This window comes from Rhodococcus sp. EPR-134 (assembly GCF_001647205.1).
GTDB classification, from domain to species: Bacteria; Actinomycetota; Actinomycetes; order Mycobacteriales; family Mycobacteriaceae; genus Rhodococcus_F; species Rhodococcus_F qingshengii.
Window position 1 is genome coordinate 1 of the sequence record NZ_LVCT01000360.1, and the last position, 25,727, is coordinate 25,727.

Consider the following 25,727-nt stretch of genomic DNA (forward strand, 5'->3'; position numbering starts at 1 on the left):
GAAGTCGTCCAGGGTGAGGTCCGCGGCCTGCAACATGGTGCCCATCGCTCCGTCGCCGATGACAACGCGCTGTTTCAGCGCATCAAGCAGGGCAGAGTTAAATGGGGCAGACATGCCGTCCAGAGTAGTGGGCGCACCGACAAGCTCTGGCCGTAGGCTGGGTGGGTGAGTCCAAGTGAGTTCCCCGTCACTCCCGACGGCCCGGTCGATTTCGATGATTCCGCGGCCTTCGAGAGCCCTGACGGCTTTGCCGTCGACAGCAGCGACCGCCTCGAGGGCGACATCCCTGTCCTACGTGATCCCATCCTCGTTGCAGCTTTCGAGGGCTGGAACGACGCCGGTGACGCAGCCAGCGGTGCGGTCGAACATCTCGAGCTGATCTGGGATGCCCAGCCGCTCGCCGAACTCGATTCAGAGGACTACTACGACTATCAGGTCAACCGCCCCACAGTCCGGCAGGTCGACGGTGTCACTCGCGAAATCGTTTGGCCGGCAACACGTTTGTCGGTCTGTTCGCCTCCTGGCAGCGAGAGCGACATCGTCCTGCTTCGCGGGATCGAGCCCAACATGCGGTGGCGCAGTTTCTGCGAGGATCTGCTCGAGCTGATCGACCAACTGAACGTCAAGACGGTCGTCATCCTCGGCGCCCTGCTCGCCGATACTCCGCACACCCGACCGGTCCCGGTGACGGGCACGGCCTACAGCAGTGAATCCGCCGCCCGATTCAACCTGGAACAGACGCGGTACGAAGGCCCGACGGGCATCACCGGGGTTCTTCAGGACGAGTGCGTTCGTGCTGGTGTACCCGCTATTTCGTTCTGGGCGGCGGTTCCGCACTACGTCTCGCAGCCACCCAACCCGAAGGCCACAGTGGCCCTCCTTCAACGAGTCGAGGATGTTCTCGACATCGAGGTCCCACTCGGGGAGCTCCCGGCTCAGTCGGAGGATTGGGAGGAAGCGGTCAACGAAATGACCGCGGACGACGAGGAAATCGGCGAATACGTGCGCACCCTGGAAGAACGGGGAGACGCCGAAACCGACATCAGCGAAGCAATCTCCAAGATCGACGGCGATGCCATCGCCGCGGAATTCGAGCGCTACCTCAGACGGCGAGGCCCCGGCAGCTTCGGACTGTGAGCAAGAACACTCCAGAAGAAGGTGGAAGTACGCAGCGCCCACTGCGCCTCCGGCTTCAACTGATCGCGCTGTACGCCGGCGGGTTCCTCGGCCCGTTCGGCGGCGGCGTGGTTGCTTCGATCCTTCCCGAGATCGGTGACGATCTAGGGGTCGGTCCGTCGGCGGCCGCCTCTTCCCTCACCGCGTACCTGCTCCCCTTCGCCGCTCTGATGTTGGTGTCCGGGACGCTCGGGACGCGGTGGGGCAAGGTTCGGACGGTGCGCATCGCATACGGCGTCTACGTCCTCGCGTCGTTGGCATGCTTCCTCGCCCCGACACTCGAGATCTTCCTTGCCGCCCGGGTACTGCAGGGCTCCGCGAACGCATTCACCACGCCGCTACTGCTTGCCTCGTTGGCGGCCGCAACACCGCAGGCACGGCTGGGTCGAGCCCTCGGAGCCTTCGGCGCTTTCCAGGCCGCAGGGCAGTCGTCGGCTCCGTTGATCGGCGGACTGGCGGCCGAATTCGACTGGCGTCTGGCCTTTCTCGTCATCGCAGTGGTCGCGGGCATTCTGGGAGCCGTTGGACTTCCGAAGTCCGAAGCACCGGCAGCGACCACTCCCGCCCGTCTCCGCGATGCATTACGCCCCGAAGTGCTCCGCATCGGTATCGCTGCATTGCTCGGCTGGGGCGCCCTCGGTGGACTGAGCTTCCTGCTCGCCTTCCGCTTCGAAGACGAGTTCGGGCTGTCCCCCACCGTCCGCGGCCTACTGCTCACCGTCTTCGGCGTGGCCGGCATCCTCTCGGCCCGGCGCATCGGAATCCTCATCGATCGCATCGGCGCACGCTCCTCCGTGATGATCGGCGCCCTGGGCGGAGCAGTTCTGGTCTCCGTCGTCGGCCTTGCCGGCTTGGTGCCGGTGATCGCGATCGCATGGTTTGTCGCAGGCGTCGCGAGCCAGTTCGTGCTGGTCGGCGTCAACGCGGCGGTCCTCGGATCCGCGGGGCCGAACCGTGGCGGCGCCGTGTCCGTCGTCCAAGCGATGCGCTTCGGCGGCGCCGCTCTTGCTCCCCTGGCCCTGACACCGATTTACGACTCTTCGCCTGCCGCGAGCTTCCTGATCCCCGCACTACTGCTCGCTGTCGTCGCTCCCCTGATCATGCCGAAGCAACGCTGATCGATCTCGGCAATTTCGAATTTGAAGTTGTGTAGGTAGTGAGTTTCTCGGCGAAAGCGAGCACCGTTGTCGCGAGGCTGTCAGGGCGAACATTATTCGGCAAATCTTGTGTTTCCGTCGTCGACAGATATTGATACCATTGGAACATGAGCGAATCTGAGTCGGAACCGGAACGGCCGATCGACATTTTTCGGCGATCGGTTGCCGTCATCGAAGAAAATTTGCCTCCTACGTGGTCTTTGTCGACACAGCGCTCCCCCGACCTGTCCGAGGCGCCACTCCGACTCGACCTCCGCTCCCCTGACGGCGCGGTGGCCAAATTCGGCGTCTACGCCGCTCACGGTGTCCTGAGCAGCGACGTTCCCGGTATCGCCGATCGCTTCCCCACCGGTCAACCCGGCTTCGTGTGCGCAAAATATCTGTCCGAGCCGGTTCGCCGGCAGCTCGATTCCCACGCGATTTCGTACGCAGACGCCACGGGCAACGTGTCGTTGACCGCTGATCGACCCGCCGTCTGGGTGCGTGGACGCGGAGCCGACGCCGATCCGTGGCGGGGGCCTGGTCGTCCTTCCGGACAGCTGACGGGTGATCCGTCAGCTCGCGTCGTGCGTGCGCTTGCCGATTTCGCGGCGCCACTGGCGATCACTGCCTTGGTGCGCCTGGCCGGTGCATCGACGGGAGCAACCTACCGGGTGGTTCAGACACTGTCGGATCGTGAACTGGTCACCCGGCTCCCCCGCGGTGGGATCGGTGACGTCCGCTGGCCGAAGATGCTTCGTGAATGGGCGGCTGAGGCCGGGGCCAAAGCGCCGACGCCTCACGGCTTTCACGCGCCGGACGGGTTGGAAGCACTCTTCGATCAACTGCGTCAGCTCAGCGGTCACATCTACGCCGGTACCGCCTCGGTGGCCGCCGCACCCTTTGCTCGGTACGCGCCCACTCGACGTGCCCACTTCCATGCCGACAACGTCGATCAGTTCGCCGACGCTCTCGGACTACGGCGTGTGGAATCCGGCGGTGACGTGTGGATCACCGCTCCCCTCTCACCGTCTGCCTTCGACCGATTGCTCACCCGCGACGGCATCCGCATCGTCGCCCCCAGCCAAGCGTTCGCCGATCTGCTGGTCGGCCCGGACTCCGACGAGGCGGCGGCCGAGCACCTGCTCACATGGATGATCGAGAACGAATCGCAGTGGCGACGCGCCGCATCCCCTGCTACGGATCGCCCGTAGGAAAAAGAGGGGGCGTCTCTCGCCTACCCTGTCATGGTGGAAGAAACGAGTGCGCCCGATTACGCCGCGTACGCCGACACCAATCGACTGAAGCTGTTTTCGTTCACGATCGCGGAAAAACGGGCCGAGTACCTCTGGGTACTTCGTGCCTTCGACCATGCTCGCGCCAACTACACCGTCCTGCTGCATGCCGGAGCCGTCGCGCACATCCTCGAGAAGATCGGTGGATCGGATCCGGCGGCCGATCTGTCGGCAGCAGAGGTCACTCCCCTGTTGGATCAGCTCCACGTGTGGGAGATCCTCGAGCGCAGCTACGACGGCACCCGCGCGGCCACGCTGGCCGAGTACCGCAATCGCCACTTCGTCTACCAGTTCGGTCAGGCCGGATACCAGGTCTATCGATCGGTCGAAGACGTTCTCGCCGCACGCCTGGACTCGGCGTCGCTCTCGCGTCTCGCTCTGCCGGACCTGCTCGCAGACATGTCCGAACTCGCCGAGGCCAACCGAAGCTCCGACGGCGATCTGATCTTCCGCAAGCTCAAGCGCCTCGACTCGACACTCTCCGACATGGCCGATCGAGCCGCGCACTTCTATCTGACCCTCGGGGACCTCGTACGGACCACGGAGATCACCCCGCAGGCTTTCCTCACGCACAAGGACGCACTGCTCACGCACATGCGGGAGTTCAGCTCCGATCTGGCGCGCTACGCCCCCAAGCTCAAGGAAGCGATCGAGCACGTCGAATCCACCGGGGTCGATCGCATGATCCGCCTCGCCGCCGCCAGTGACGAACGGGTGTTCGTCCCGATCACCGAACGCGAAGACGACTGGGCTGCGCGCTGGCGAGGATTGACCGCCTGGTTCGTCTCTGCGGAATCGGGAATCAGCGAGTCCGAACGCCTGCGTGAGGGCACGATGAGCGCGATCGCCGCGGTTCTCGCGCTACTTCGCCGCGTCACGGAAACCCGTCGCGGCGGTGTCAGCCGTGAGAGCCAGCTCCGGCACCTCGCCGGCTGGTTCGCCGCCACGCCGTCCGAAGACGCAGCTCATGCTCTGTTCCAGGCAGTGTTCGACCTCGGCCGTCCACGCCACCTCTCGATGGTGCATCCGGACGCCGACATCATTTCTCACTCACGTTCGTGGTGGGAGGCACCGCCGGTCGAGATCGCGCGAACACTCGCCGAAACCGGCCGCCCGCCCTCACCCGGCTTGCCGAGCAAAGTTGCCCGCAACGACGGCAGCATCCGCCGCCTGCGCGAAGAGCAGTTGGCGGCGCAACGTACGCGCAGTGCCGCGGCGCAATCCCTCGCGTCGAACGGTGTTTATCAGCGCGAACTCAACGAGCAGGAGACCGAAGTTTTGCTGAGTCTGCTCAATGCAGCACTGACCGCGCGTGTTCCGGTGGTGGGACGCGTCAAGAGTTCCACCGGTAGTGAGAACGGGGTGAAGCTGACGCTCAGTCCCTCGGACGGTTCGACCACCATCAAGACCGCCCGCGGGCGTATGCACCTCGACGGCATCGAGGTCAGTGTTCGATGAGAGCTCGCGAGATCACGCCCCTTGCCCTCGACTCGTATCAACGCGCGGCGCGAGTGATCCTGTCCAACCACCTGATCACCTCGACGTACCCGGATCGAATTGCGTTGCCGCTCTTGCGCCGTTGGGCCACCGAGCTGCGTGACGACCTACTCGAACTGTTCGGCTACCGCCTCGAGGTGACGGAGACCACCGCGCGCCTGTTCACGGTGTCGGATCGACTCAACCCGTCGGCACCGGCCCGAACTGCCTCCGAGCGAACCTTCGATCGCACGCGTTACGCCTACCTGGCATTGTGCCTGGCCGCGTTGGGCCGCGCCGGGAACCAGATCACGTTGTCGGAGTTGGCGGATCACGTCGCGGCCGATGCTGCACAAGTCGACGGCGTCGAACTCTCCACCGATCGTGCGTCCGACCGCGACGCCTTCGTCGACGCAGTGGGCTGGCTCGGAGTCAGAGGCGCCATCGCCCTCGCCGACGGTGACGCAAACGGCTGGGCGTCCAATCCCGAAGCGGGAGAAGCACTCTACGACATCGACCGTTCCGTCGTCGTAGCGCTGTTCCGTCCACCGCGCGCCCTGCAGCACCTTCACTCCATCCGCGGACTCCTGGCCGCCGAGACCTCGAGCGCCTCCGAGGACGACGGAATTCCCGTGGACGCGAAAGAGATCGGACGCCGAGTACGTCGGGCACTCGTCGAGCGCCCGGTCGTACTGGCCGGTGAACTCGATCAGCACGAATTGATCGCGTTGGCGCAGCCCAAGACCGCGTCGGAAGTCGAACTACTGACGGGGTTGGTGGCCGAGCGCCGCGCCGAGGGAATCGCGATGATCGATCCCACCGGCCGACTCTCCGACGTCCGCTTCCCGAGCACCGGAACGATCGCTCAGGTGGCACTTCTCCTGGCCGGCGAGATTGCCGACCGCGTACTCGACGTCGACGCTCCCGAACTGCCGAAACTTCCGATCCCGCACGTGTCGGACGATCACCTGATCGAACAACTCGATGCCGCCATCCCCGAGGCTGGAATCTTCGAGGACCTCGCCGACGAGGAAGAAGAATTCCCGCTTCCTGCCGGCGAACCGACCGAGCCACCGGAACCCGTCACGTACCCGAAAATCGACGACGACTGGCTCGCCGACAAGGTCACCGAGTTGGTGGACCAGTTCGGGCGAACCTTCGCGGCGCAGTGGCAGGCCGATCACAACGGACTGCGCAAGCAGGCGCTCGGGTTGTTGCAGCGTCTACGCCTGACGCATGCGGTCGACGGCGGCGTACTGGTGTTGCCCGTCCTTGCCCGGTACCGCGACGTCGTGGTCTCCGTGCGCGAACGCGATCCTCAGATCGACTTCGCGGTGGACAACTCCGCACCGGATCCGGTCGACGAATTCGGCCCCGAACCTTCCCCCAACGGCGAACTATCAGAGGTAGAGAACGTATGAGCAACGCCCGCTTCCGACCTACTCGGGCTGGAATCATCAACCTCTGGGATTACCGAGACCAAGAGTTCTCGTTCGCCGACGGTCGACTGGTTCTGCGGGGACCCAACGGATCCGGCAAGACCAAGGCCCTCGAGGTCCTGTTCCCGTTCGTCTTCGACGGCCGCATCGAACCGCGGCGCCTCAACCCGTTCGCCGGTGAAGAGCGCACGATGAAGTCCAACCTGCTCTACCGGGGCCAGGACAGCGCGCACTCCTACGTGTGGATGGAGTTCTGCCGCGGCTCCCTCGAAGATCCCGAGTCGGTGACCGTGGGAATCGGAATGCGGGCAACCCGAACCAACGACAAGGTCACCCGCTGGTACTTCGTCGCCGACGGCCGCGTCGGAGTCGACTTCTCGCTGATCGGCAACGACGATCGTCCTCTCACCAAGAAGCAGTTGGCCGAACAACTCGGCAGCGATTCCATCACCGACCGTCCCCTCGACTACCGCACAGCCATCGACGCGCGAATGTTCGGTCTCGGAGTGCAGCGCTACGACCAGCTGATCAATCTCATTCTCACGCTTCGCCGTCCCCAGCTCGCGAAGAACCTCGACCCGAAGGGCCTTTCGCAGGCACTCACCGACGGTCTCCGTCCACTCGACGATCAGTTGGTCCTCGAAGCTGCGCGTTCGTTCAGCGACATGGAGGAAGTCGGCCGCGCGCTCGAGGGGCTCGCGGCCGCCGATCAGGCAGCCCAGAGTTTCATCGGGGTCTACACCAAGTACCTGCGTCAGCAGTCTCGCGGAGAGATCGAACAGGTCAGCACCCGCCTCGCAGCGGTCACCAGAGGTGTTGCCGCCATGGACGAGTCGTCGCTCGCCCAGACCCGCAGCCGTGAGGCGCGGGCAGCAGCCGAGGAGCGCTTCAACCAGGCCGAGCAGGCACTCGAGAACGCGCGCGCCAATGTCGAAGCACTGCAACGCTCGAGCGCGTACGAAGGCAAACAGCAACTCGACGACCTCGCCCAGGCCGTCGCGACGCTCAAGCTCTCGACCGAGCAGCAGGCAGACAAGTCCCGGAAAGCGCAGGCCGCACTCGCTCAACGCGGCGACGAAGCCGACAAGGCTGCATCGTCAGTCAAGCGTGCGGCCGAAGCACTCTCGCGCGCCGAGGACGAACTTCAGGCAGCAGCCGAGGACGCCGGCATCGTCTGGACTCCCCTGCCCGACGGCTCACGCAGTGACCAGATCACGGCAGCCGTCCGTGGCCATGCCGAGGAGCGTGACGGTGACGTACGCGTCGTCCGCACCGCACTGGCGACCGTCGAGAAGGCGGCGACCGAACGAACCCGGGCCGAAAACAGCTCTCGCCGTGGACAAGAGCTGCTCGAAGCGTCCAAGGCCGCGGTACTCGAGGGCGAAGCTGCCGTGGAACTCGCACGCAGTCAGTGCGCCAGCGGGCTGCGCGCGTGGTGGACCGATCACTCCTCCCTGTTTTCGGCTGTCGGCGCCGACACGTCGCTGTTCGAAGCTCTCGACGCGGCGCTCGCCGAGGTCGGCGACGAAGACGCTCCGGCGCTGTCCGCAGTTCTCGCCGAGCACACCGTGGCCGGCACCGAGACGCTGCGCGAGCGTCGACGTGAGGCCGAAGCTGAAATATCTGCATCACACGCCTCCATCGCGGCTCTCAAATCCGAGCGCAAGGCCGTCTCCGCGGAACACGACGACGCTCCGCCTGCCTTCCACGCACGCTCCGACAACCGCAGTGAACTGGGTGGTGCACCGCTATGGCAGTTGGTGCGCTTCGCCGATTCCGTCGAACCAGACGTGGCCACGGGAATCGAATCCGCACTCCAGGCGGCAAATCTGCTCGACGGCTGGGTCTGCCCGGACGAGAAGATTCCCGAGCACGTCAGCGAGCAGTTCCTGACGGCTCTGCCCGTCAAGCAGCGTCCGAAGGGACGAACGCTGGCCGACGTCCTCGAGGTCGAAGGCAATGCCGACGTACCCGACGCTCGGGTACAGGACATTCTCGCGTCGATCAGTCTCGTCGAGGCGCCGGGCGACTCCGACGCAAGCGTCGCGATCGGCGTCGACGGCCGCTTCTGGCAGGGCGTCGCGCGTGGCCGGCACGTCAAGGCCGACGCCGAGTACATCGGCACCACAGCACGGGCGCGTCGACGCGAGGCTCGGATCACCGAGATAGACGCGGCTCTGGAAGAACTTGCCGCGGCAGTCGATACGGCCATGGCACTGGTGGCGCAGACCAACGAGCAACTGAGCCGGATCAACTCTGCGGCAAAGGAATTGCCGAAGACAGGTTCGATCCTGCGCGCACTCAAGACGGTCACCGAATCCGCCGGCGCACTCCGTACTCGTTCGGAGGCCACGGAAACGGCACAACGAGAACTCGATGCGGCGATCGCTGATCTCGCGGCGAAGGAAAAGCAACTCCGAGCGACGGCGTCGCAGCACCGGACGCCGCATATCGGCCGTGAACTCGACTCCCTCGCGGCGGCGATCCGTCATTTCGAGAAGCAGGGGGAACTGGCGCTGCGCTGCCGACGGGAGCATGCCAAGGAAGTCGAACTCGAACGCGAGTCTCGCGACCGTCTCGACGAATCACGCGCCAATGCGGAGGAATTCGCCGAGGAAGCCGCCATCGCCGAGGAGAGTCTGCTCCAGCAGGTGCAGCGTCTCGAGACGCTGCGCGACACCCTCGGTGCCAGCGCCGAGCAGATCGACCTGGACCTGGCAAAAGCCCGCGCGAAGATCGAAGAATGCAAGGTCGAACAGCGTGCGGCGCGAAAGGCGTACGACGCCGCCGTCCTCCAGATCGGCACGGCGGAGGGTGCGTACAACACCGCCGTGGAGACCTTGCGTCACACCCTGACCGAAACCCGCAGTGATGCAGAGCGACTCGCACCCTACGCGCGCCCGGACCTTCTCGAGTTGTTGGGCGTCAAGGAACATCTGAGCTGGCCGGCAAGTTCAGCGGCGTGGATGAGCCCCGATCAGTTGGTCTACCGCATCCAGAACGAAGATCGCAGCGAGGACGCAGCCCACCCGCCTGTCCTCCCCGAAGACGTCGACAAGTTGTACCGAGCGCTCGAGGCTGCGACCTCGGCAGTCCGAGTCACCGACGGCGCCCGAAAGGCAACCCGCACGGCACTGACCTCGGCGCTGCAGGACTTCGACGCGCAACTCGCAGCAGCCGGACAGGACTACCGTCTGCAGTGGGATGCACCGGATGGGCTGACCGTCGTACGAGTCCAGGACGATCAGGGCTATTCGTCGATCGGCGAGTTCGCAACGCGGAACCACGCCGCTCGCGGCGATCAGGAGCAGTTGCTCACCGAATCCGAGCGTCGCATTCTCGAAGATGCCCTGTTGACGGGATTGGCTCAGCAGATCCACGAGCGCACGGTCGACGCACGCGAGTTGATCGCACAGATGGGCACCGAGATGCGTGAGCGTCGGATGTCCTCAGGTAATACCATCGGCGTTCACTGGGTGCTCGCCGACAACCTCGACGACAGCTCGCGGGCGATCTCCAAGCTGCTGGATCGAGACGCGTCGGCCCTCGGCGTCGATGAACTGGCAACTCTGCGAGCACATTTCGCGACGCAGATCCGTACCGCCCGCGCGGCGCACCCCGAACGCTCGTACCCGGAGATTCTGTCCTCGGCGCTCGACTACCGTCAATGGCGCGTGTTCTCGTTCACCCTCATCAGCGGTGAGGGCAAGGAAGACCGTCTTACCGTCGCGCGGCACAGCGCGCTGTCCGGTGGCGAGCAGTCCGTCTCGCTGCACCTTCCGCTCTTCGCGGCGGCGCACGTCATGTTGGACTCGGCCGACCCGCACGCCCCGCGTCTGCTGGCACTCGACGAGGCTTTCGCCGGTGTCGACGACAACGGTCGCAGCGAGCTTCTCGGCTTGAGCGTTCAGTTCGACCTGGACCTCTTCATGACCGGCTACGACCTGTGGATCACATACGCAGACGTCCCCGGGTGTGCGCACTACGACCTCGCGCACTCCACGGCCGAACAGGCTGTCAGCGCCGCGCTGCTGGTCTGGTCGAACGGTGAGCTGCTTGCCGAGCACGACGGAACGGATCTGGCGAGGGCATTGGGCTCGCCGCTACGGCGCCGGGTGCCGACACCCGCCGAAGGTGCGTTGGACTACGCCTAGAAACTGCTGTGCGCCTTTATTAACCGCCCGCGCTTAATAAAGGCGCACAGCAGGGGTTCAGCGAAGCGAAATACCCAGTAGGGCGTCAACGGCATCGGCGAAATCGCCGGGTGCCTGCGTGTCGGATCCGCCGCCCTCGATGGCGCGGCGGGCCCAACCGTCGAGCGCGTCGAGCGCCTTCGGGGTGTCGAGATCGTCGGCCAGGTGCTGACGCAAACGCGCAACAGTGTCAGTGGCAGACGGCGCAGAACCGAGAGCTGCTGCCTCGCGCCACACCTTCAGGCGCGACTGAGCATCCGCGAGGACCTGATCGGTCCACGCGCGATCCTGGCGGTAGTGGCCGGACAGAAGTCCGAGACGGATTGCCGCTGGGTCCACCCCCTCGCCGCGCAGCTTGGAGACGAAGACCAGGTTTCCGCGACTCTTCGACATCTTCTCGCCGTCGAGACCGATCATGCCGGTGTGCACATAGTGCCGCGCGAATCGGCGATCACCCGTTGCCGATTCGGCATGCGCAGCCGAGAACTCGTGGTGCGGGAAGATCAGATCGCTGCCACCGCCCTGGACGTCGAAGCCGGAGCCGATGCGGTTGAGTGCAATGGCCGCGCATTCGATGTGCCAGCCGGGGCGCCCCGGCCCGAAGGGTGAGGGCCACGAGGGCTCGCCCGGACGCTCCGCACGCCAGACAAGTGCGTCGAGCGGATTGCGCTTTCCGACGCGATCGGGATCTCCGCCGCGTTCGGCAAAGAACTTCTCCATCGTCGCGCGGTCGTAGCCCGACTCGTAGCCGAACTGCTCGGTCGCGTCGGCACGGAAGTAGACGTCGGGGAACTCCGCGTCGTCGACGATGTACGCGGCGCCGGACGCCACGAACTTCTCCACCAACTCCACTACTTCGTTCACCGATTCGACGGCGCCGATGTAGTCCTTCGGCGGAAGCACACGCAGCGCTTCCATGTCCTCTCGGAAGAGTGCCGTCTCACGCATGCCGAGGACGATCCAGTCCTCGCCGTCGCGATTGGCTCGCTCGAACAGCGGGTCGTCCACGTCGGTCACGTTCTGGACGTAGTGGACATCGTGTCCGGCGTCGCGCCAGATTCGGTTCACGAGGTCGAACGTGAGGTACGTGGCCGCGTGGCCGAGGTGGGTGGCGTCGTACGGGGTGATGCCGCAGACGTACATCGTCGCCTTCTCGCCCGGGGTGACGGGGCGAACCTGACGGTCGGCTGTGTCGTACAGCCGCAACGGCGGCCCCTGACCGGGAACGGACGGGAGTGCGGTATCGGACCAAGACTGCATGCTGCCGAGCCTAGTGGAGACTGCTCTGAGGCTGGGAAGGTGCTGGCTGATCCTGCTCCGGTTCGGGCGTCGACGCGAGCTTGCTCGGCCACCAGATCTTCTGACCGATGTCGTAGGTCAAGGCCGGGACCAGCAAGGATCGGACGATCAGAGCGTCGAGCAGGACACCGAACGCCACGATGAACGCGATCTGGGCGAGGAACAACAGCGGGATCACCGCCAACGCCGAGAAGGTTGCTGCCAGAACAACTCCGGCAGATGTGATCACCCCGCCGGTCACCGTGAGTCCCCGCAGAGCGCCCGCCCTGGTGCCGATCTTCAGCGCTTCCTCACGCACCCTCGTCATGAGGAAGATGTTGTAGTCGATTCCCAGAGCCACGAGGAACACGAACGCAAAGAGCGGGACCACCGGATCCGCGCCGGGGAAACCGAAGATGTGGTCGAACACCAGCGACGAAATGCCCAGTGTCGCAGCAAACGAGAGCACAACGGTGCCCATGAGAAGCAGCGGTGCGAGAAGCGAACGCAGCAAGAGCGAGAGAATCACGAACACCACGATGATCACCACGGGAATGATGAGTGTCCGGTCCCGTGTCGAGGTGGTCTTCGTGTCGAGGTCGGTCGCAGTGACGCCACCGACCAATGCGTCGGCACCCTCCACTGAGTGAACTGCATCACGCAGTCGCACGATGGTGTCTTCGGCCTCGAGCGAGTCGGCAGCGTCAGTCAACGTCGCCTGCAGGGAGACTCGCCCGTCGACAACCAGAGGCGCTCCCCCGTTCTGCACGACGCTTACGTCGCTGACACCCTCCACGCGACTGGCTGCCGCAACGGCATCCACTTGGTCTGCATTCGCGATGACCACGGCCGGTGAACCCGAACCCGCGTCGAAGTGCTCGCCGAGAATCTCCTGGCCTGCAACCGAATCGACATCGAGCAAGAAGATGTCGGACGACGAGACACCGCTGGCTTTGAACTGCGGCATCATCATCGCGAAGATCACCAGCACCAGCGTCGACGCCACCCAGAAGCGGCGCGGATGCCTACCGATTCGAGCAGCGAGCCCGGCCCAGAACCGGTGATCGTTCGCCTCGTCGTGGTGCTCGCGGTCGGCATCGAACTTCGGCTTGGTCGGCCAGTACGCCGTCCTCCCGAACAGAACCAGGACAGCAGGTAGGAAGGTCATCGATGCGAGGAAGGACGCGGCGATACCGATGGCGGCCACCGGACCGAGTCCGCGGTTCGAGTTCAGGTCGGAGAGCAACAGGCACAGAACGCCCGCGATGACCGTTCCTGCAGACGCTGCGACAGGTTCGAGCGTCGCGCGCCACGCAGTGCGCATTGCTGCGTACTTGTCCTTCTCGATCCGCAATTCTTCCCGGTAGCGAGAGACCAGCAGTAGCGCGTAGTCGGTGGCGGCACCGAACACGAGGATGAACAGGATGCCCTGGCTCTGACCGTTCAGTGCGATGACGTCCGCGTCCGCGAGCAGATACACGAGCAAGCTCGACAATCCGAGTGCGAAGATCGCCGAGAAGATCACCACGAACGGCAGGATCGGGCTTCGGTAGACGATGATCAGGATCACGATCACGACGGATCCGGCTACCAACAACAGCAATCCGTCGATACCGGCGAATGCTGCCGACAGATCCGCAACCTGCCCAGCGGGGCCGGTGACCTTGACTGTCAGTCCGTCAGGGCTCGACTCCAGCGCCGCGCGCAGCGCTTTCACGCTGTCCTTGACTTCGAGGGTGCTGTCGACCGGCAGGAACATCTGGAGTGCCTGGCCGTCGGCCGACGGGATCGGCGGCGATGAGGCGTCGCCGAATCCTTCGGTACCGACGAACGAATCGACGGTCTGGGAAAGGAAGGTGGAGTCGGCGGGCTCGAGGCCACCCGGTCGTTCCGCCACGATGATGGCCGGCACGAAGCGCGTGTCCGTGAAGCTCTCTTGAAGCTTTGCCACCTCGGTCGCTTCGGCCGACGCGGGCAGGAACGACGTGTTGTCGTTCTGCTGCACCGTGCTGAGCTTTCCGGCGAACGGACCGCCGAATCCTCCGATTGCCAGCCAGCCGATCACGAGGAGAGCTGGCACAATCCATCGAAGGCGACGAACAGGACGATTTTGTACTGGTGTGCTCACTGGGTCTCCAGGGATCGGCAGCAGAGGACTTGCCGACTATTTTGTTCAGCATGCTGAGTAATTGCAAACGGAAGGCAGAAAAATGAGCAGCGACGGCCTGGACGACTGGCCCACCGGCCGGCTGTTGTCCACCGCTGCACGCCTGGTGGAGCACTCGTGGGAGAAGGTCTTGCGGTCTCAGGACATGACGCACGCGGGCCTGATCGTGCTCCACTCGATCGCCGGTGGGGCGGCGTCTCAACGCGACATCGCGAAGAACGCCCGCGTCACCGATCAGACGATGAGCCGCACGATCGACCGTCTCGAACGAGCGGGTTACGTCACTCGTGACACCGATCCGAGGGACGAGCGTCGGCGCGTGATCGCGATAACCGACGCCGGAAGACTGACGTACGAGCGACTACTGACGCTCGAGAAGGAAGATGCGGCGTTGACCGTCGGCGTCGGGGATGTCGCCGCGCTGCGCGAACAACTACTGCGATTGGTTCGCTCACCCGGATTGACGGCAACTCGCGAACAGCGGGAAACGTCTCGCGACTAGAAGGCCGGCCAGGGAATCGTTCGATGGCCGTTCGGCTCAGGCATCACAGCGGACTCGGCGAACTGCATCGCCCGCACCGCCAAGGCCACGATTTCCTCTTCGGTGATCAGTTCGGACAACTCGTCGCCGAGATCCCCGTCGAGAGTTGTCGCGAATTCGGCGACGTCGGCGATCAAAGCACCGGGTACGGGCTGCCCGGCCCACCCCCACAACACGGTCCGCAGCTTGTTCTCCGAGTGAAGACAGATTCCGTGATCAACGCCGTACACCGAGCCGTCGACGCCTTCGAGGGCGTGACCACCTTTGCGGTCGGCGTTGTTGATGAGGACGTCCAGAACGGCCATTCGATGCAGCCGTGGATCGTCCGCATGGATCAGGGAGACTGGTTCACCCTCCGAGTCGAAGGCCTGCAGGACCTCGAACCACCCCGGCGGAACGTTGCCGGGACTGCACAGGTCCACCATCTCGAGTCCGCCAGATCCATCCGCGCGGCGATCGACGGTGTCGATCCATCGCTGCACCATGCCTGGACCGAAGGGGCCGTCCCGCAACACTGTTCGCGGAATCACTCCCCAACCCAGCGCCTCGGACACGCGGTACGACGCGACCTCACGCCCCGCCAGAGTGCCGTCCGGGAAATCCCACAGTGGGCGTTCACCCCGCACCGGCTTGTAGACCACACGGGTGGACTGCTCCCCCAGAGTCGACTCACATACCAGCGTGGCGTTGCTCGCTGTGGTGATCTGACCGATCAGAGTCAGATCACCCTCGAGCAGCACGTCCGGCACACCAGGTTCGGACACGACGTCAGACCTCGTCGTCGTCTGCGTCGTCGATCGCGAAACCGAAGGACTCGCCGCGTCGGTACCCATTGGTGCGGATGCAGACGTGCCCCTCGGGCGCCAACGGTTCACCACACAGCGGGCACGGCGCGCGTCCCGCCGCGATGACGCGTTCGGACCGCAGCGAAAACTCGCGCGCTTGCTCCGGAGTCAGGAACACACGGACTGCGTCCGGACCGTCGTCGGCGTCGTCGAGGACAACCGATTCGTCGAACTCCGTCTCGCTGACGGCAAGCAGCTCCACGACGACCGCGCCGGCATCGGCGTCCCAACCGAGCCCCATCGTGCCGACCCGGAACTCCGCGTCGAGCGGTGTGACCAGCGGGCTGAGGTCGGAGACGTCGTCGGCTTGTGGCGGAACCTCGGTTCCGAAGCGTCGATGTACCTCTTCGAGGAGTAAGCCCATGCGATCGGCGAGAACCTGAACCTGCTGCTTCTCGAGCAGCACACTCACCACCCGTGATTCGTGCACGGCCTGGAGATAGAAAGACCTGTCACCGGGTTCGCCCACCGTTCCTGCGACAAATCGGTCAGGAGTGCGAAATACGTGAATCGCGCGCGACATTGCACCTCCTCGAGTTCGAGCAGAACATCACTGAATACCCATTATCCGTCACAGCTCACGCACCGACCTCTCCGCCGGGGACGGACTCCTGCGCGGGAGCCGAACCGTTGGTCGCGGCCTTCGCTGCACCGATCGCGGCGAGCACGTCTCCGGTGTCGTTGACGCGAAGAACGAACGGCAGTGTCGCCGTGTAGCGAATCACACTGACCGAGGCGGGCTCGGCGACGATGCGCTGGAACGAATCGAGATGCATCGCAAACGCGTCGGCGAGAACCGATTTGATGACGTCACCGTGCGTGCACGCGATCCAGACGACGTCCTTGCCGTGTTCTTCGGCCAGCCGTGCGTCGTGCTCTCGGATCGCGGCAACGGCTCGCGCCTGTACCTGGGCCAGCCCTTCACCGCCGGGAAACACTGCACCGGAAGCGTGGCGCTGCACCACTTTCCAGAGCGGTTCTTCCAAGAGTTCCTTGAGCGGGCGACCCGTCCAGTCGCCGTAATCGACCTCGATGAGGCGATCCTCGACCACCGGCGTCAGACCACGGTCGACGGCAATGGGGCCGACCGTCTGCTCACACCGCAACAGCGGCGAGCGGACGATCTCCGCGATGTCCAGACCGACCAGCCGATCGACGACGCCTTCGGCCTGTTTCCGGCCGTGGTCGTCGAGTTCCACACCCGGCGTTCGACCGGCCAGGGTATGGGCAGTGTTGGACGTCGACCGCCCGTGCCGCAGTAGGACAACTGTCATTCCACAACCCTAATGGGGCGGTGGCCGCACGGACGGGTGGTCGACGTCGAAACGGGCCCTATGTCGCGGACACGACCCCTGTGGCCAGCAACGCAAGGACGACTACGCCGAGAGCGATTCTGTATCCGACGAACCAGTACATGGAGTGATCGACAACAAATCGAAGCAGCCAGGCGATCGCTGCGTAACCGACCGCGAAGGCGATGACGGTTGCCACCAGCAACTGCGGACCGCTCGCGTTCAGACCCTCACCGGCCGGCTCGAAGGCATCCGGGAGGCTGAACAAACCGGAGGCGAGAACTGCCGGAATCGCCAACAGGAACGAGTAACGGGCTGCGGCCTCACGGGTGAGTCCGAGGAAAAGGCCGGCACTGATCGTGCCACCCGAACGTGAGACACCCGGGATGAGCGCGAGCGCCTGAGCCGAACCCATGATGATGCCGTCGCGCGCTGTGAGCGATTCGATCGGGCGCGTCTTGCGTCCGTAGTACTCGGCAGCAGCGATGACGAGCGCGAACACGATCAGCATCGTGGCAATCAGCCACAGATTGCGTGCGCCGGTACGGATCTGGTCTTTGAAGAAGAACCCGAGGATGCCGACCGGGATGGTGCCGATGATGACGTACCAGCCCATCCGGTAATCGAGATCGCCCCGGTGCTCGGCATTGAACACACCTCGGAACCAGGCAGTGATGATCCTCACGATGTCGCGTGCGAAGTAGATCAGGACCGCCAACTCGGTGCCGAGCTGCGTCACCGCGGTGAACGACGCGCCGGCGTCACTGCCGAAGAATATCTCCGACACGATTCGCAAATGTCCGGAAGACGAGATGGGCAGGAACTCGGTCAAGCCCTGCACGAGGCCCAGGATCACGGCCTGGAGCCAGGTCATCGCTTCGCCCATCACTCACCGATCCCGGCTGATTCGAATGGGGTTACTGCACACAGGTTTCGTGTGTCGGGTTCACGTTTCACCGGCGCCACGCTACCGGGGCCCACGGCGCCGCGCCGCGCCCGGCACGTCCGTGTCCGAATACCCCGACTCGAGGCGAGCGCCTACTAGTCTGCACGTGGTGAGATCTCTCGGGTGCCGCACTTGCGCACACGAGTCGGGCGCGAGATGCAGGCGGTTATGAAGCACAGATCTGTCGGAACGAGCGGACTTCGGGTCTCGCGACTTGGGCTCGGCACACTGACATGGGGACGCGACACGGACGGCGACGAGGCTGCTGCACAGCTACTTGCGTTCGCCGAGGCCGGCGGAACCCTGGTCGACACCTCGCCCGCCTACGGCGCCGGTGCGGCGCAACGGATCCTCGCCGAGTTGCTCGACGACGTCGTTCCACGTGACGAACTCATCATCAGCTCGAGCGCCGGCATCGACCCCACACCGATCGGCACCGACCGCGTCGACTGCTCGCGGCGCGGATTGCTCCGCCAGCTCGACGCGACTCTTCGTGAACTCGGAACCGACTTCCTCGACATGTGGCAGGTCGCAACCTGGGATCCGCTCACGCCCGTCGACGAGGTTGCAGCAACCCTCGACTACGCCGTCTCGAGCGGCAAGGTGCGGTACGTCGGAGTTCGCGGCTACCTCGGCTGGCAGCTCGCGACGGCCGTAGGAGCCGGTGGCGCAACAACACTCGCCGCGACGCAGGCCGAGTACTCGTTGCTCGCACGCGGCGTCGAGGAAGAATTGTTCGCAGCGGCGGCCCATCACGGCGTCGGAGTGTTCGCCGCAGTACCCCTCGCGGGCGGTGTGCTGACCGGCAAGTACCGCGACGGCATTCCCGTCGATTCCCGCGGCGCCGACGAAGCACATTCGCAGGATGTGCAGAGCTATCTGACCGATTCCTCGATCCGGGTGGTCGACGCAGTCGTTACCGCTGCCGACGGTCTGGGTACTTCCCCACTGGCGGTGGCACTGGCCTGGGCGCGCGATCGCGCCGGGGTGGCCAGCGCCGTCGTCGGCACGCGTGATCTCGCCCAGTTGACAGGAGTACTGGCAACCGAAGAATTGGAACTTCCGAAAGCGATTGCCGCGGCTCTCGACGATGTGAGCGCTTGATCTGTCCCGCTGATCGAAATACCGGAGGTATCGTGTTGGCGAGGGCAGGCTAACCTAGTAGGCAACGCTTGACTACAGCCTCAGGAGAATCAATGACCACGCTCGACGTAGACAGCCTTTCCGCAGACGCAGGCCCAGCCTTCTCCGAACGAATCAAGACCGAGACGGACGCAGCACACCGCGAGACGGAGCAGTCGCGATTCGTAGGCGCTCTACTCGGCGGTGAGCTGACCACGGCTGGCTACGCCGCACTTCTGGGACAGACGTACCTCGTCTACACGAGCCTCGAAGAGGCCGGCCGCACACACGCCGACAACGAGTTGGTCGCCCCGTTCCTGTCCGAGGATCTGTTGCGCGTGGCTTCACTCGAAGCCGATCTCGAGTTCCTCGGCGGACCGAACTGGCGCGACGAACTCGTGGCCCGGCCGGCAACCGAGCGTTACATCGCCCGCCTGAAGGAGGTGGCGTTCGATTGGCCTGCCGGCTTCGTCGCACATCACTACCTTCGGTACATGGGCGATCTCTCGGGCGGACAGATCATCCGCCGGATGCTCGAACGCGCCTACGGATTCGAGACCGACGGACTTCGCTTCTACATCTTCGAAGGCATCCCAAAGCCGAAGCCTTTCAAGGACGACTACCGCTCGAATCTGGATGCACTGCAGATTCCTGCCGAGGAACAGCAGCGTTTCATCGACGAGGTGAATCTGGCATACCGCCTCAACGGCGACCTGTTCGCCGACCTCGAAGGCGACATCGAGAGCTACCTCGTCAAATGATGAAGCGCTTGGCCGCGGCGGCTCTGGTCGCAGCAGCCGGTTTCGGTCTGGTGGCTTGCGGTCCCAGCGACAATTCCACGACATCTCAGGGCGCCAGGACCGCGGTACTCGAAGATTCCAGCCCGGTTCCCGTGTCCGACAACCCGACCGCGACACTGCCCGTGACGGTGAAGAGCTTCGACGGCGTCGACGTGACCATCACCGACAACAGCCGGATCGTTGCGGCCGACCGCTACGGGACGCTCGCGACGACGACGGTGGCGCTCGGCCTCGGTGACAATCTCGTCGGCCGCGACACCGCAGCCAAGTTCCCCGCAGTCGCGGACGTGCCGGTTGTCACGGTCGGCGGCCAATCGCTCAATACCGAGGCAATTCTCGACCTCAATCCCACCGTTGTTCTCACCGACACGAGTATCGGGCCCAAGAGCGTCCAGGATCAGTTGCGCGCCGCCGGTGTTCCCGTCGTCTTCTTCGATCCGACCCGAACACTCGAGGGTGTGCCAGGACAACTCCAGGCCGTCGCCGACGCGCTCGGCGTCCCCGCCCAGGGCGCGGCGCTGGTCGATCGGACCGAATCGGAAATCGCTGGAGCTCGCGACCTGGTCCCCACCGAGGGCGATCCACTGAAAATCGCATTCCTCTACATGCGCGGATCGGCCATCACCATGATCGGCGGTGAAGGGTCCGGAGCAGATTCCTTGATCGAGGCACTCGGCGCCACCGATGCAGGAACCGCCTCGGGCATCACACAACAGTTCGTGCCCATCACCAGCGAAGCGCTCATCGCCGCAGCGCCTGACGCCCTGCTGATGATGACGGACGGATTGGCATCGATCGGCGGAATCGACGGCCTCGAAAAGGTCCCTGGCATCGCGCAGACGCCGGCTGGAAAGAACAAACGAGTAGTCGACATGGCGGACGGTGTACTGCTCAGCTTCGGGCCCAACACCGGACGCGTCATGGCGGCACTCGCCGAAGCGATCTACGAGCCCGGTGGATCGTGAGCAAAGATTCGTGAGTGCTGATTCGTGAGTACAGAGACAGGTAGTTCCGAAGCAGGTAAGACTGTGTCGGCCGAGGATTCACACGACGTCGGGGGCGCCGACAAGTCGGCGTCTGCCCCCGCGTCGCGGTCGCGGGTGAGTGCGGTTCTGGTCAGCTTGACTCTCGCCCTGGTGATCGTCGCGGTACTGTCGGCGTGCATCGGCCAAGTTCCGACGTCGCCTCTCGAGGTTTTGGGCAGCATCCTGCATCGCATCGGGCTCGACCTCGGTCCGATGCCCGCCCATCCCAGCGGTGAAGTGACTTTGTGGGAGGTTCGTTTCCCCCGCGTCGTGCTCGCCATCTGTGTCGGCGCGGCGCTGGGATGTTCCGGTGCGCTCCTGCAGGGTGTGTTTTCCAATCCGCTCGCAGAACCCGGAGTGATCGGAGTGTCTGCGGGCGCGGCAGTTGGCGCGAGTGCTGTCATCGTCGTCGGGGGAACGTTCGTGGCCGGCTGGGCCGTTGCTGCGGCTGCGTTCGTCGCCGGGCTGGTCACCACCGCGGCGGTCTACCTGCTGGCTCGGCACGAAGGCCGAACCGAAGTAGTGACGTTGGTGCTGACGGGCGTCGCGATCAACGCGTTCGCCGGCGGGCTCATCGCGTTCTTCACCTTCGTCGCCAGCCCGTCCGCTCGCGATCAGATCGTGTTCTGGCAACTCGGCTCACTCAACGGCGCTTCCTGGAACGCAGTCCTGATCGTGGCGCCGATGACCGTCGTCGGGATCGCCGCGACCATGATGATCGCCCCACGTCTCGACCTGCTGGCGCTCGGTGAACACGCGGCCCGTCACCTGGGCGTCAACGTCGAACGGCTGCGCCAGTTCGCGGTACTGATCGTCGCTCTCCTCGTCTCCGCAAGTGTTGCCTTCACGGGAATCATCCTCTTCGTCGGCCTGGTCGTTCCGCACCTGATGCGCATTCTCGTCGGACCTGGCCACCGCGCGCTGATTCCGGCGAGCGCCCTCGCCGGCGCACTGGTTCTGCTTGTCGCAGATCTGGGCTCGCGGTCGCTGATCGACAACGCAGACCTGCCCCTCGGAATGCTGACCGCTCTGGTGGGCGGCCCCTTCTTCTTCTGGCTTCTCCGACGCACGCGCGCGCAACAGGGCGGGTGGGCATGAGCAGCCTCGTAAGAAACTGGCGCGAACTGTTCGGCCGCGTCACCCCCGAACCGAAGAGCCCAGCCGTCGGTGATGTCACCCTCGAGGCGCGCGACATCACAGTCGAACGCGGTGGTCGGCAGATTCTGGAAGGCGTGTCCATCGAAGTCCGGGCAGGCGAGCTAGTCGTTCTCGTCGGACCGAACGGCGCCGGTAAGTCGACTCTTCTTGCGGCGTTGGCCGGTGATCAGCCCGTCATCGCTGGGCGGGTGGACGTTGACGGCACCGACCTCACTCAGTGGTCGCCTATCGACATGGCGCGCCGACGCGCGGTGCTCCCCCAGAAACACACCATCGGATTTTCGTTCAGCGCTCGCCAGGTGGTTCGTATGGGACGTGCGCCATGGACCGGAACTCGCCGAGAAGACCGCGACGGCGCTGCTATCACCGCGGCGATGAAGACCTGCGATGTCGAGGGGTTCGCCAATCGGCCGTTCGCCGTGCTGTCCGGCGGCGAGCAAGCGCGGGTCGCGCTGGCCCGGGTACTGGCACAGGAAACGTCGACCATCCTGCTGGACGAGCCGACTGCAGCTCTCGACCTCGGACACCAGGAAGCGGTGATGTCCGTGGCGCGCGCTCGCGCTGCGGACGGCGATGCCGTCGTCGTCGTTTTGCACGACCTCGCGTTGGCAGCGGCGTACGCGGATCGGATCGTCGTGCTCGAAAACGGCCGCATCGCCGCTGACGGTCCCCCGGAATCGGTGTTGCACGAAGAGCTTCTGACCCGCGTCTACGGTTATCCGGTCGAGGTCTTCCCGCATCCGACAACCGGAGCAACGCTGGTCATCCCGCGCCGAGAATTCACCGAACAGAATCGATGATCGATCCCAGCCTGTTCAGGACGGCTCTCACCGTCGGCAGGCTGCGACCGTCGCTCTCACGAACTCCGTCACCGGGACCGGGCTGTGACCAATCAGCCTCCGTGGACAGAACTGCGTCGCGGACCACACCGGCGATGCTTCGCTCGTCGGTCAGATCGATGTCGGTCACCGATCGCTCCGCGGTGGCGACGACGTCTGCAGGGGTCGGCACACTGTGCTCGCAGTATTCGCCGTATACCTCGACGAACAGCATGCTCTTTCGTACGCGGAACGCGAAAGTTCGACCGTCGGACCTGCCGAAACCGTGTGCATGGGCGCCGACGGTGAGGTCCTCGATCTCGAAGCCCGGCCGCGCCGGTTCGGGCGACTGCGCGCCGGAATCGGTGGGTTCTGTGGGAATCACAATGATCTCCTCGGTGATTGCAGCGTCAACCGCAATCGCTGTTCGTACGGTATCGCGTCAAGGGTGTGAGCGGAATGGTCGGTAGTTCCTCGACGCGATGAACGGCGCCCGACTGCGATCAGGGATGATCGATGACAGTCGCACTGCGTGAAGAACAGATGACAAGAAAAAGAGGAACTACACATGGCTCGCCTAGGGATCCGCACCACTGCAGCAGCAATGGGGGCGGCGGTTCTGCTGGTCACAGGATGTTCTTCCGGAGATGGCGGAGACGACCTCATCACGATCGATCCCGCAACGGCAGCGGTCTCACCGGCCACCACCAGTACCCCGGACGGCGTGGTTCACCCGTATTCAGGTCTGATCGATTCCATCACATTCGACCCGATCACGCGCAGCGCTGTAGTGGTTGCCAACGACCCCCGTTCGGTGCTGGTCGTTCCTACGGACAGTTTGGCCGGCGCCGACCCCGCCTCTGCAGGCCGTCCAACAGCCCTGGATTCCGACGTACGCGACGTTTCGATCGGCTCTGACGGTAGCGCTCTTCTGTCGATGGATCGCCAGGTCGTGAAGCTGAATCTGACTTCGGGCGAACAGACGTCCATCCCGGTAGACGGGCAGGCGAATTCAGCGGTCGAACTCAACGACGGCCGCATCGCGATCGGCACGGACGATGGTTCAGTTCACATCGTCGACCCGAAGACCGATCAGTCACAGACGGTTTCGGGATTCGCATCCGTCGACGAACTCGCGGTCACCGGCGACAACCTGAGCGCCCTCGATCACCGTCAGACCTCGTTGACGGCGATCAACCTCGACGACGGCAAACTCGGCGTCGCTCTCCGCGCCGGTGAGGGCGCAACTCATCTGGCCACCGATCGCTTCGGACGCATTCTGGTCACCGACACCACCGGCAACGAACTGCTCGTCTTCACTGCCGATCCGCTCCTGATGCACCAGCGCTACCCCGTCGGCGAGTCGCCGTACGCCGTTGCCTACGACGAGGCCGCGGATCGGGTGTGGGTCACGCTGACCGCGACCAACGAAGTGGTCGGCTTCGATCTGTCGTCCGGCATCCCCGTGGAGACCGGACGGTTCAAGACGGTGCGACAGCCGAATTCGTTGGCCGTAGACTCTTCCAACGGCAATCTGATCGTCGGATCGGCAACCGGTGACGGGCTGCAGGTCATCCCGTCACGGGAGAACTGATGGAAAAGCGTACGCGCGGGATCCCCGCGCAGTGGGAGACGTCGGACGACAAGTTCGACTATGTGCCCCTTCGACTACCGCCGAACGTTTCGCGGGTCACGGCGTCGATGCGTCTGGCGATCTCCGCCGAGTTCGGCGGATGGGAACTCTCCCGAGTCCGTCTCTACCCCGACGGCAGTCGTCGCGTGCTCCTCAAGCGAAAGAAGACGCCGTTGCACGTGACCGATCCGGACGGCATTCAGCACTGATCGTCCAACAGACGACCAGAGCCCGCCGCTGACAAAATCACACCATCGAAGAGCTGGAGAATCGTGTACCAACTGCTGCTGAGCCTGATGTTCCGGGTCCCACCGGAACGCATCCACCACATTGCCTTCACCGCGATGAAACTGGTGACACGGTTCGCTCCCCTTCGCTGGCTGGTCGCAAAAGTCCTTGTCGTCGACGACCCGGTACTGCGGAGTCAGGCATTCGGTCTGACGTTCCCGGCACCTCTCGGCCTGGCCGCAGGATTCGACAAGGACGCCACCGGAGTCGACGCCTGGGGCCCGTTGGGATTCGGTTTCGCCGAGGTCGGAACAGTGACGGCCCAGGCTCAGCCCGGTAACCCCGCGCCGCGTCTCTTCCGTCTTCCGGCCGACCGCGCTCTGATCAACCGGATGGGCTTCAACAACCACGGCGCTGGTCACGCGGCGAATTTCCTGCGACAGCGCCGCGTCACGGTCCCGATCGGTGCCAACATCGGCAAGACCAAGATCGTCGAAGCCGCCGACGCCGCTGCCGACTACACCGCCAGCGCGCAGCTTCTGGGTCCGCTGGCCGACTTCATGGTCGTGAATGTCAGCTCGCCGAACACGCCCGGACTCCGTGATCTGCAGGCCGTCGAATCACTGCGCCCGATCCTGCAGGCCGTGCTCGACACCGTCAGCGTGCCGGTACTGGTGAAGATCGCGCCCGACCTCTCGGACGAGGACGTCGACGCGGTCGCCGATCTGGCAATCGAACTCGGGCTTGCCGGAATCGTCGCGACCAACACCACGATCCGTCGCGACGGTTTGAAGACCCCGGACGCCGAGGTAGCTGCACTCGGCGCAGGCGGGCTGTCCGGTGCACCGGTCGCCGAGCGCTCACTCGAAGTACTTCGGCGCCTGTACGCCCGAGTGGGCGACAAGATGACCATCATCTCGGTCGGCGGTATCGAGACGGCCGATCAGGCGTGGGAACGGATCCTCGCCGGCGCGACACTGGTGCAGGGATACACCGGCTTCATCTACGGCGGACCGTTCTGGGCTCGCAGCATCCACAAGGGCATAGCCAAGCGGGTCCGCGCAGCCGGCTTCTCGTCAATTGCCCAGGCTGTGGGAGCTGAGAACCCTCGCTAGAAACTGCTGTGCGCCTTTATTAACCGCCCGCGGTTAATAAAGGC

The 25,727-nt window shown here is 64.6% G+C and carries 22 protein-coding genes; 15 read left to right on the forward strand and 7 right to left on the reverse strand.

Annotated features, from left to right (window positions below; genetic code table 11):
• Positions 1-282: 282 nt before the first annotated feature.
• The 6 genes from A2J01_RS16085 (at position 283) to A2J01_RS16110 (ending at position 10,676) form a co-directional block, all read left to right on the forward strand.
• A complete protein-coding gene (locus A2J01_RS16085) occupies positions 283-1,137 on the forward strand; it encodes a PAC2 family protein (protein ID WP_223257810.1) in 855 nt (284 codons plus the stop codon).
• A complete protein-coding gene (locus A2J01_RS16090) occupies positions 1,134-2,294 on the forward strand; it encodes an MFS transporter (RefSeq protein ID WP_050655280.1) in 1,161 nt (386 codons plus the stop codon). Before A2J01_RS16085 ends, A2J01_RS16090 begins: the two co-directional genes overlap by 4 nt.
• A 146-nt stretch (positions 2,295-2,440) precedes the next feature.
• Positions 2,441-3,526, forward strand: a complete 1,086-nt coding sequence (locus A2J01_RS16095) for a hypothetical protein (RefSeq protein WP_019748530.1) — start codon at positions 2,441-2,443, stop codon at positions 3,524-3,526.
• Positions 3,527-3,559: 33 nt separating this feature from the next.
• On the forward strand, positions 3,560-5,065 hold the full coding sequence (locus tag A2J01_RS16100) for a TIGR02677 family protein (protein WP_007733760.1): 1,506 nt from the start codon (positions 3,560-3,562) through the stop codon (positions 5,063-5,065).
• Positions 5,062-6,504, forward strand: coding sequence for a TIGR02678 family protein (locus A2J01_RS16105; protein ID WP_042450991.1), 1,443 nt, complete (start codon positions 5,062-5,064; stop codon positions 6,502-6,504). Before A2J01_RS16100 ends, A2J01_RS16105 begins: the two co-directional genes overlap by 4 nt.
• Positions 6,501-10,676, forward strand: a complete 4,176-nt coding sequence (locus A2J01_RS16110; protein ID WP_064113091.1) for a TIGR02680 family protein — start codon at positions 6,501-6,503, stop codon at positions 10,674-10,676. Before A2J01_RS16105 ends, A2J01_RS16110 begins: the two co-directional genes overlap by 4 nt.
• A 57-nt stretch (positions 10,677-10,733) precedes the next feature.
• Here A2J01_RS16110 and mshC read toward each other — a convergent pair whose 3' ends face one another.
• On the reverse strand, positions 10,734-11,975 hold the full coding sequence (mshC, locus tag A2J01_RS16115) for a cysteine--1-D-myo-inosityl 2-amino-2-deoxy-alpha-D-glucopyranoside ligase (RefSeq protein WP_047270508.1): 1,242 nt from the start codon (positions 11,973-11,975) through the stop codon (positions 10,734-10,736).
• 10 nt (positions 11,976-11,985) lie between these two features.
• Positions 11,986-14,076, reverse strand: coding sequence for an MMPL family transporter (locus A2J01_RS16120; RefSeq protein WP_225320402.1), 2,091 nt, complete (start codon positions 14,074-14,076; stop codon positions 11,986-11,988).
• Between the two features lie 127 nt (positions 14,077-14,203).
• On the opposite strand from A2J01_RS16120, the gene A2J01_RS16125 reads away from it, so the two are divergent.
• Positions 14,204-14,662 carry a MarR family winged helix-turn-helix transcriptional regulator gene (locus tag A2J01_RS16125; RefSeq protein WP_064113092.1) on the forward strand — a complete coding sequence of 153 codons (459 nt, stop codon included), beginning with the start codon at positions 14,204-14,206 and terminating at the stop codon, positions 14,660-14,662.
• Here the strand turns inward: A2J01_RS16125 and A2J01_RS16130 are convergent.
• Genes A2J01_RS16130 through A2J01_RS16145 form a run of 4 tightly spaced genes read right to left on the reverse strand, consistent with a single transcriptional unit; the run spans position 14,659 to position 17,724 of the window.
• Positions 14,659-15,465 carry an SCO1664 family protein gene (locus A2J01_RS16130; RefSeq protein ID WP_064113093.1) on the reverse strand — a complete coding sequence of 269 codons (807 nt, stop codon included), beginning with the start codon at positions 15,463-15,465 and terminating at the stop codon, positions 14,659-14,661. The two genes, A2J01_RS16125 and A2J01_RS16130, sit on opposite strands and share 4 nt — an antisense overlap.
• Positions 15,466-15,469: 4 nt before the next feature.
• Complete coding sequence (locus tag A2J01_RS16135; protein ID WP_003946200.1) at positions 15,470-16,069, reverse strand: DUF3090 domain-containing protein; 600 nt, start codon at positions 16,067-16,069, stop codon at positions 15,470-15,472.
• A 55-nt stretch (positions 16,070-16,124) separates the two neighbouring features.
• The gene (locus A2J01_RS16140) at positions 16,125-16,820 is read right to left on the reverse strand and encodes a histidine phosphatase family protein (RefSeq protein WP_003946173.1); all 696 of its coding nucleotides are present in this window, start codon (positions 16,818-16,820) and stop codon (positions 16,125-16,127) included.
• A 58-nt stretch (positions 16,821-16,878) separates the two neighbouring features.
• Positions 16,879-17,724 (reverse strand): undecaprenyl-diphosphate phosphatase, encoded by an 846-nt coding sequence (locus tag A2J01_RS16145; protein WP_030537531.1) that lies wholly within the window; start codon positions 17,722-17,724, stop codon positions 16,879-16,881.
• A gap of 228 nt (positions 17,725-17,952) precedes the next feature.
• Here A2J01_RS16145 and A2J01_RS16150 point away from each other — a divergent pair, with 228 nt between their 5' ends.
• The 5 genes from A2J01_RS16150 (at position 17,953) to A2J01_RS16170 (ending at position 22,689) form a co-directional block, all read left to right on the forward strand.
• A complete protein-coding gene (locus A2J01_RS16150) occupies positions 17,953-18,888 on the forward strand; it encodes an aldo/keto reductase (RefSeq protein WP_003946175.1) in 936 nt (311 codons plus the stop codon).
• Between the two features lie 92 nt (positions 18,889-18,980).
• Positions 18,981-19,667, forward strand: coding sequence for a biliverdin-producing heme oxygenase (locus tag A2J01_RS16155; protein WP_064113094.1), 687 nt, complete (start codon positions 18,981-18,983; stop codon positions 19,665-19,667).
• Entirely contained in the window at positions 19,664-20,671 is a 1,008-nt protein-coding gene (locus tag A2J01_RS16160) for a heme/hemin ABC transporter substrate-binding protein (RefSeq protein ID WP_003946195.1), read from the forward strand. Before A2J01_RS16155 ends, A2J01_RS16160 begins: the two co-directional genes overlap by 4 nt.
• A gap of 63 nt (positions 20,672-20,734) precedes the next feature.
• Positions 20,735-21,829, forward strand: a complete 1,095-nt coding sequence (locus tag A2J01_RS16165) for a FecCD family ABC transporter permease (RefSeq protein ID WP_050655282.1) — start codon at positions 20,735-20,737, stop codon at positions 21,827-21,829.
• Positions 21,826-22,689: a heme ABC transporter ATP-binding protein gene (locus A2J01_RS16170; RefSeq protein WP_007733386.1), complete on the forward strand. Its 864-nt coding sequence runs from the start codon at positions 21,826-21,828 to the stop codon at positions 22,687-22,689. Before A2J01_RS16165 ends, A2J01_RS16170 begins: the two co-directional genes overlap by 4 nt.
• Here the strand turns inward: A2J01_RS16170 and A2J01_RS16175 are convergent.
• Positions 22,670-23,092, reverse strand: coding sequence for a hypothetical protein (locus tag A2J01_RS16175; protein ID WP_042924727.1), 423 nt, complete (start codon positions 23,090-23,092; stop codon positions 22,670-22,672). The two genes, A2J01_RS16170 and A2J01_RS16175, sit on opposite strands and share 20 nt — an antisense overlap.
• A 183-nt stretch (positions 23,093-23,275) precedes the next feature.
• Here A2J01_RS16175 and A2J01_RS16180 point away from each other — a divergent pair, with 183 nt between their 5' ends.
• From A2J01_RS16180 to A2J01_RS16190, 3 genes are all read left to right on the forward strand, one after another.
• A complete protein-coding gene (locus A2J01_RS16180) occupies positions 23,276-24,301 on the forward strand; it encodes a YncE family protein (RefSeq protein WP_064113095.1) in 1,026 nt (341 codons plus the stop codon).
• Positions 24,301-24,549, forward strand: coding sequence for a DUF5703 family protein (locus A2J01_RS16185; protein WP_003946171.1), 249 nt, complete (start codon positions 24,301-24,303; stop codon positions 24,547-24,549). Before A2J01_RS16180 ends, A2J01_RS16185 begins: the two co-directional genes overlap by 1 nt.
• A gap of 63 nt (positions 24,550-24,612) precedes the next feature.
• On the forward strand, positions 24,613-25,683 hold the full coding sequence (locus tag A2J01_RS16190) for a quinone-dependent dihydroorotate dehydrogenase (protein WP_003946149.1): 1,071 nt from the start codon (positions 24,613-24,615) through the stop codon (positions 25,681-25,683).
• Positions 25,684-25,727: the final 44 nt, after the last annotated feature.

Excerpts from the sequence above, each read along its gene's own strand:
- A2J01_RS16095 (WP_019748530.1), top strand. The coding sequence starts at position 2,441 with ATGAGCGAATCTGAGTCGGAACCGGAACGGCCGATCGACATTTTTCGG.
- A2J01_RS16100 (WP_007733760.1), top strand. The coding sequence starts at position 3,560 with ATGGTGGAAGAAACGAGTGCGCCCGATTACGCCGCGTACGCCGACACC.
- A2J01_RS16105 (WP_042450991.1), top strand. The coding sequence starts at position 5,062 with ATGAGAGCTCGCGAGATCACGCCCCTTGCCCTCGACTCGTATCAACGC.
- A2J01_RS16110 (WP_064113091.1), top strand. The coding sequence starts at position 6,501 with ATGAGCAACGCCCGCTTCCGACCTACTCGGGCTGGAATCATCAACCTC.
- mshC (WP_047270508.1), bottom strand. The coding sequence starts at position 11,975 with ATGCAGTCTTGGTCCGATACCGCACTCCCGTCCGTTCCCGGTCAGGGG.
- A2J01_RS16125 (WP_064113092.1), top strand. The coding sequence starts at position 14,204 with ATGAGCAGCGACGGCCTGGACGACTGGCCCACCGGCCGGCTGTTGTCC.
- A2J01_RS16135 (WP_003946200.1), bottom strand. The coding sequence starts at position 16,069 with ATGTCGCGCGCGATTCACGTATTTCGCACTCCTGACCGATTTGTCGCA.
- A2J01_RS16140 (WP_003946173.1), bottom strand. The coding sequence starts at position 16,820 with ATGACAGTTGTCCTACTGCGGCACGGGCGGTCGACGTCCAACACTGCC.
- A2J01_RS16145 (WP_030537531.1), bottom strand. The coding sequence starts at position 17,724 with ATGGGCGAAGCGATGACCTGGCTCCAGGCCGTGATCCTGGGCCTCGTG.
- A2J01_RS16150 (WP_003946175.1), top strand. The coding sequence starts at position 17,953 with ATGAAGCACAGATCTGTCGGAACGAGCGGACTTCGGGTCTCGCGACTT.
- A2J01_RS16155 (WP_064113094.1), top strand. The coding sequence starts at position 18,981 with ATGACCACGCTCGACGTAGACAGCCTTTCCGCAGACGCAGGCCCAGCC.
- A2J01_RS16160 (WP_003946195.1), top strand. The coding sequence starts at position 19,664 with ATGATGAAGCGCTTGGCCGCGGCGGCTCTGGTCGCAGCAGCCGGTTTC.
- A2J01_RS16170 (WP_007733386.1), top strand. The coding sequence starts at position 21,826 with ATGAGCAGCCTCGTAAGAAACTGGCGCGAACTGTTCGGCCGCGTCACC.
- A2J01_RS16180 (WP_064113095.1), top strand. The coding sequence starts at position 23,276 with ATGGCTCGCCTAGGGATCCGCACCACTGCAGCAGCAATGGGGGCGGCG.
- A2J01_RS16185 (WP_003946171.1), top strand. The coding sequence starts at position 24,301 with ATGGAAAAGCGTACGCGCGGGATCCCCGCGCAGTGGGAGACGTCGGAC.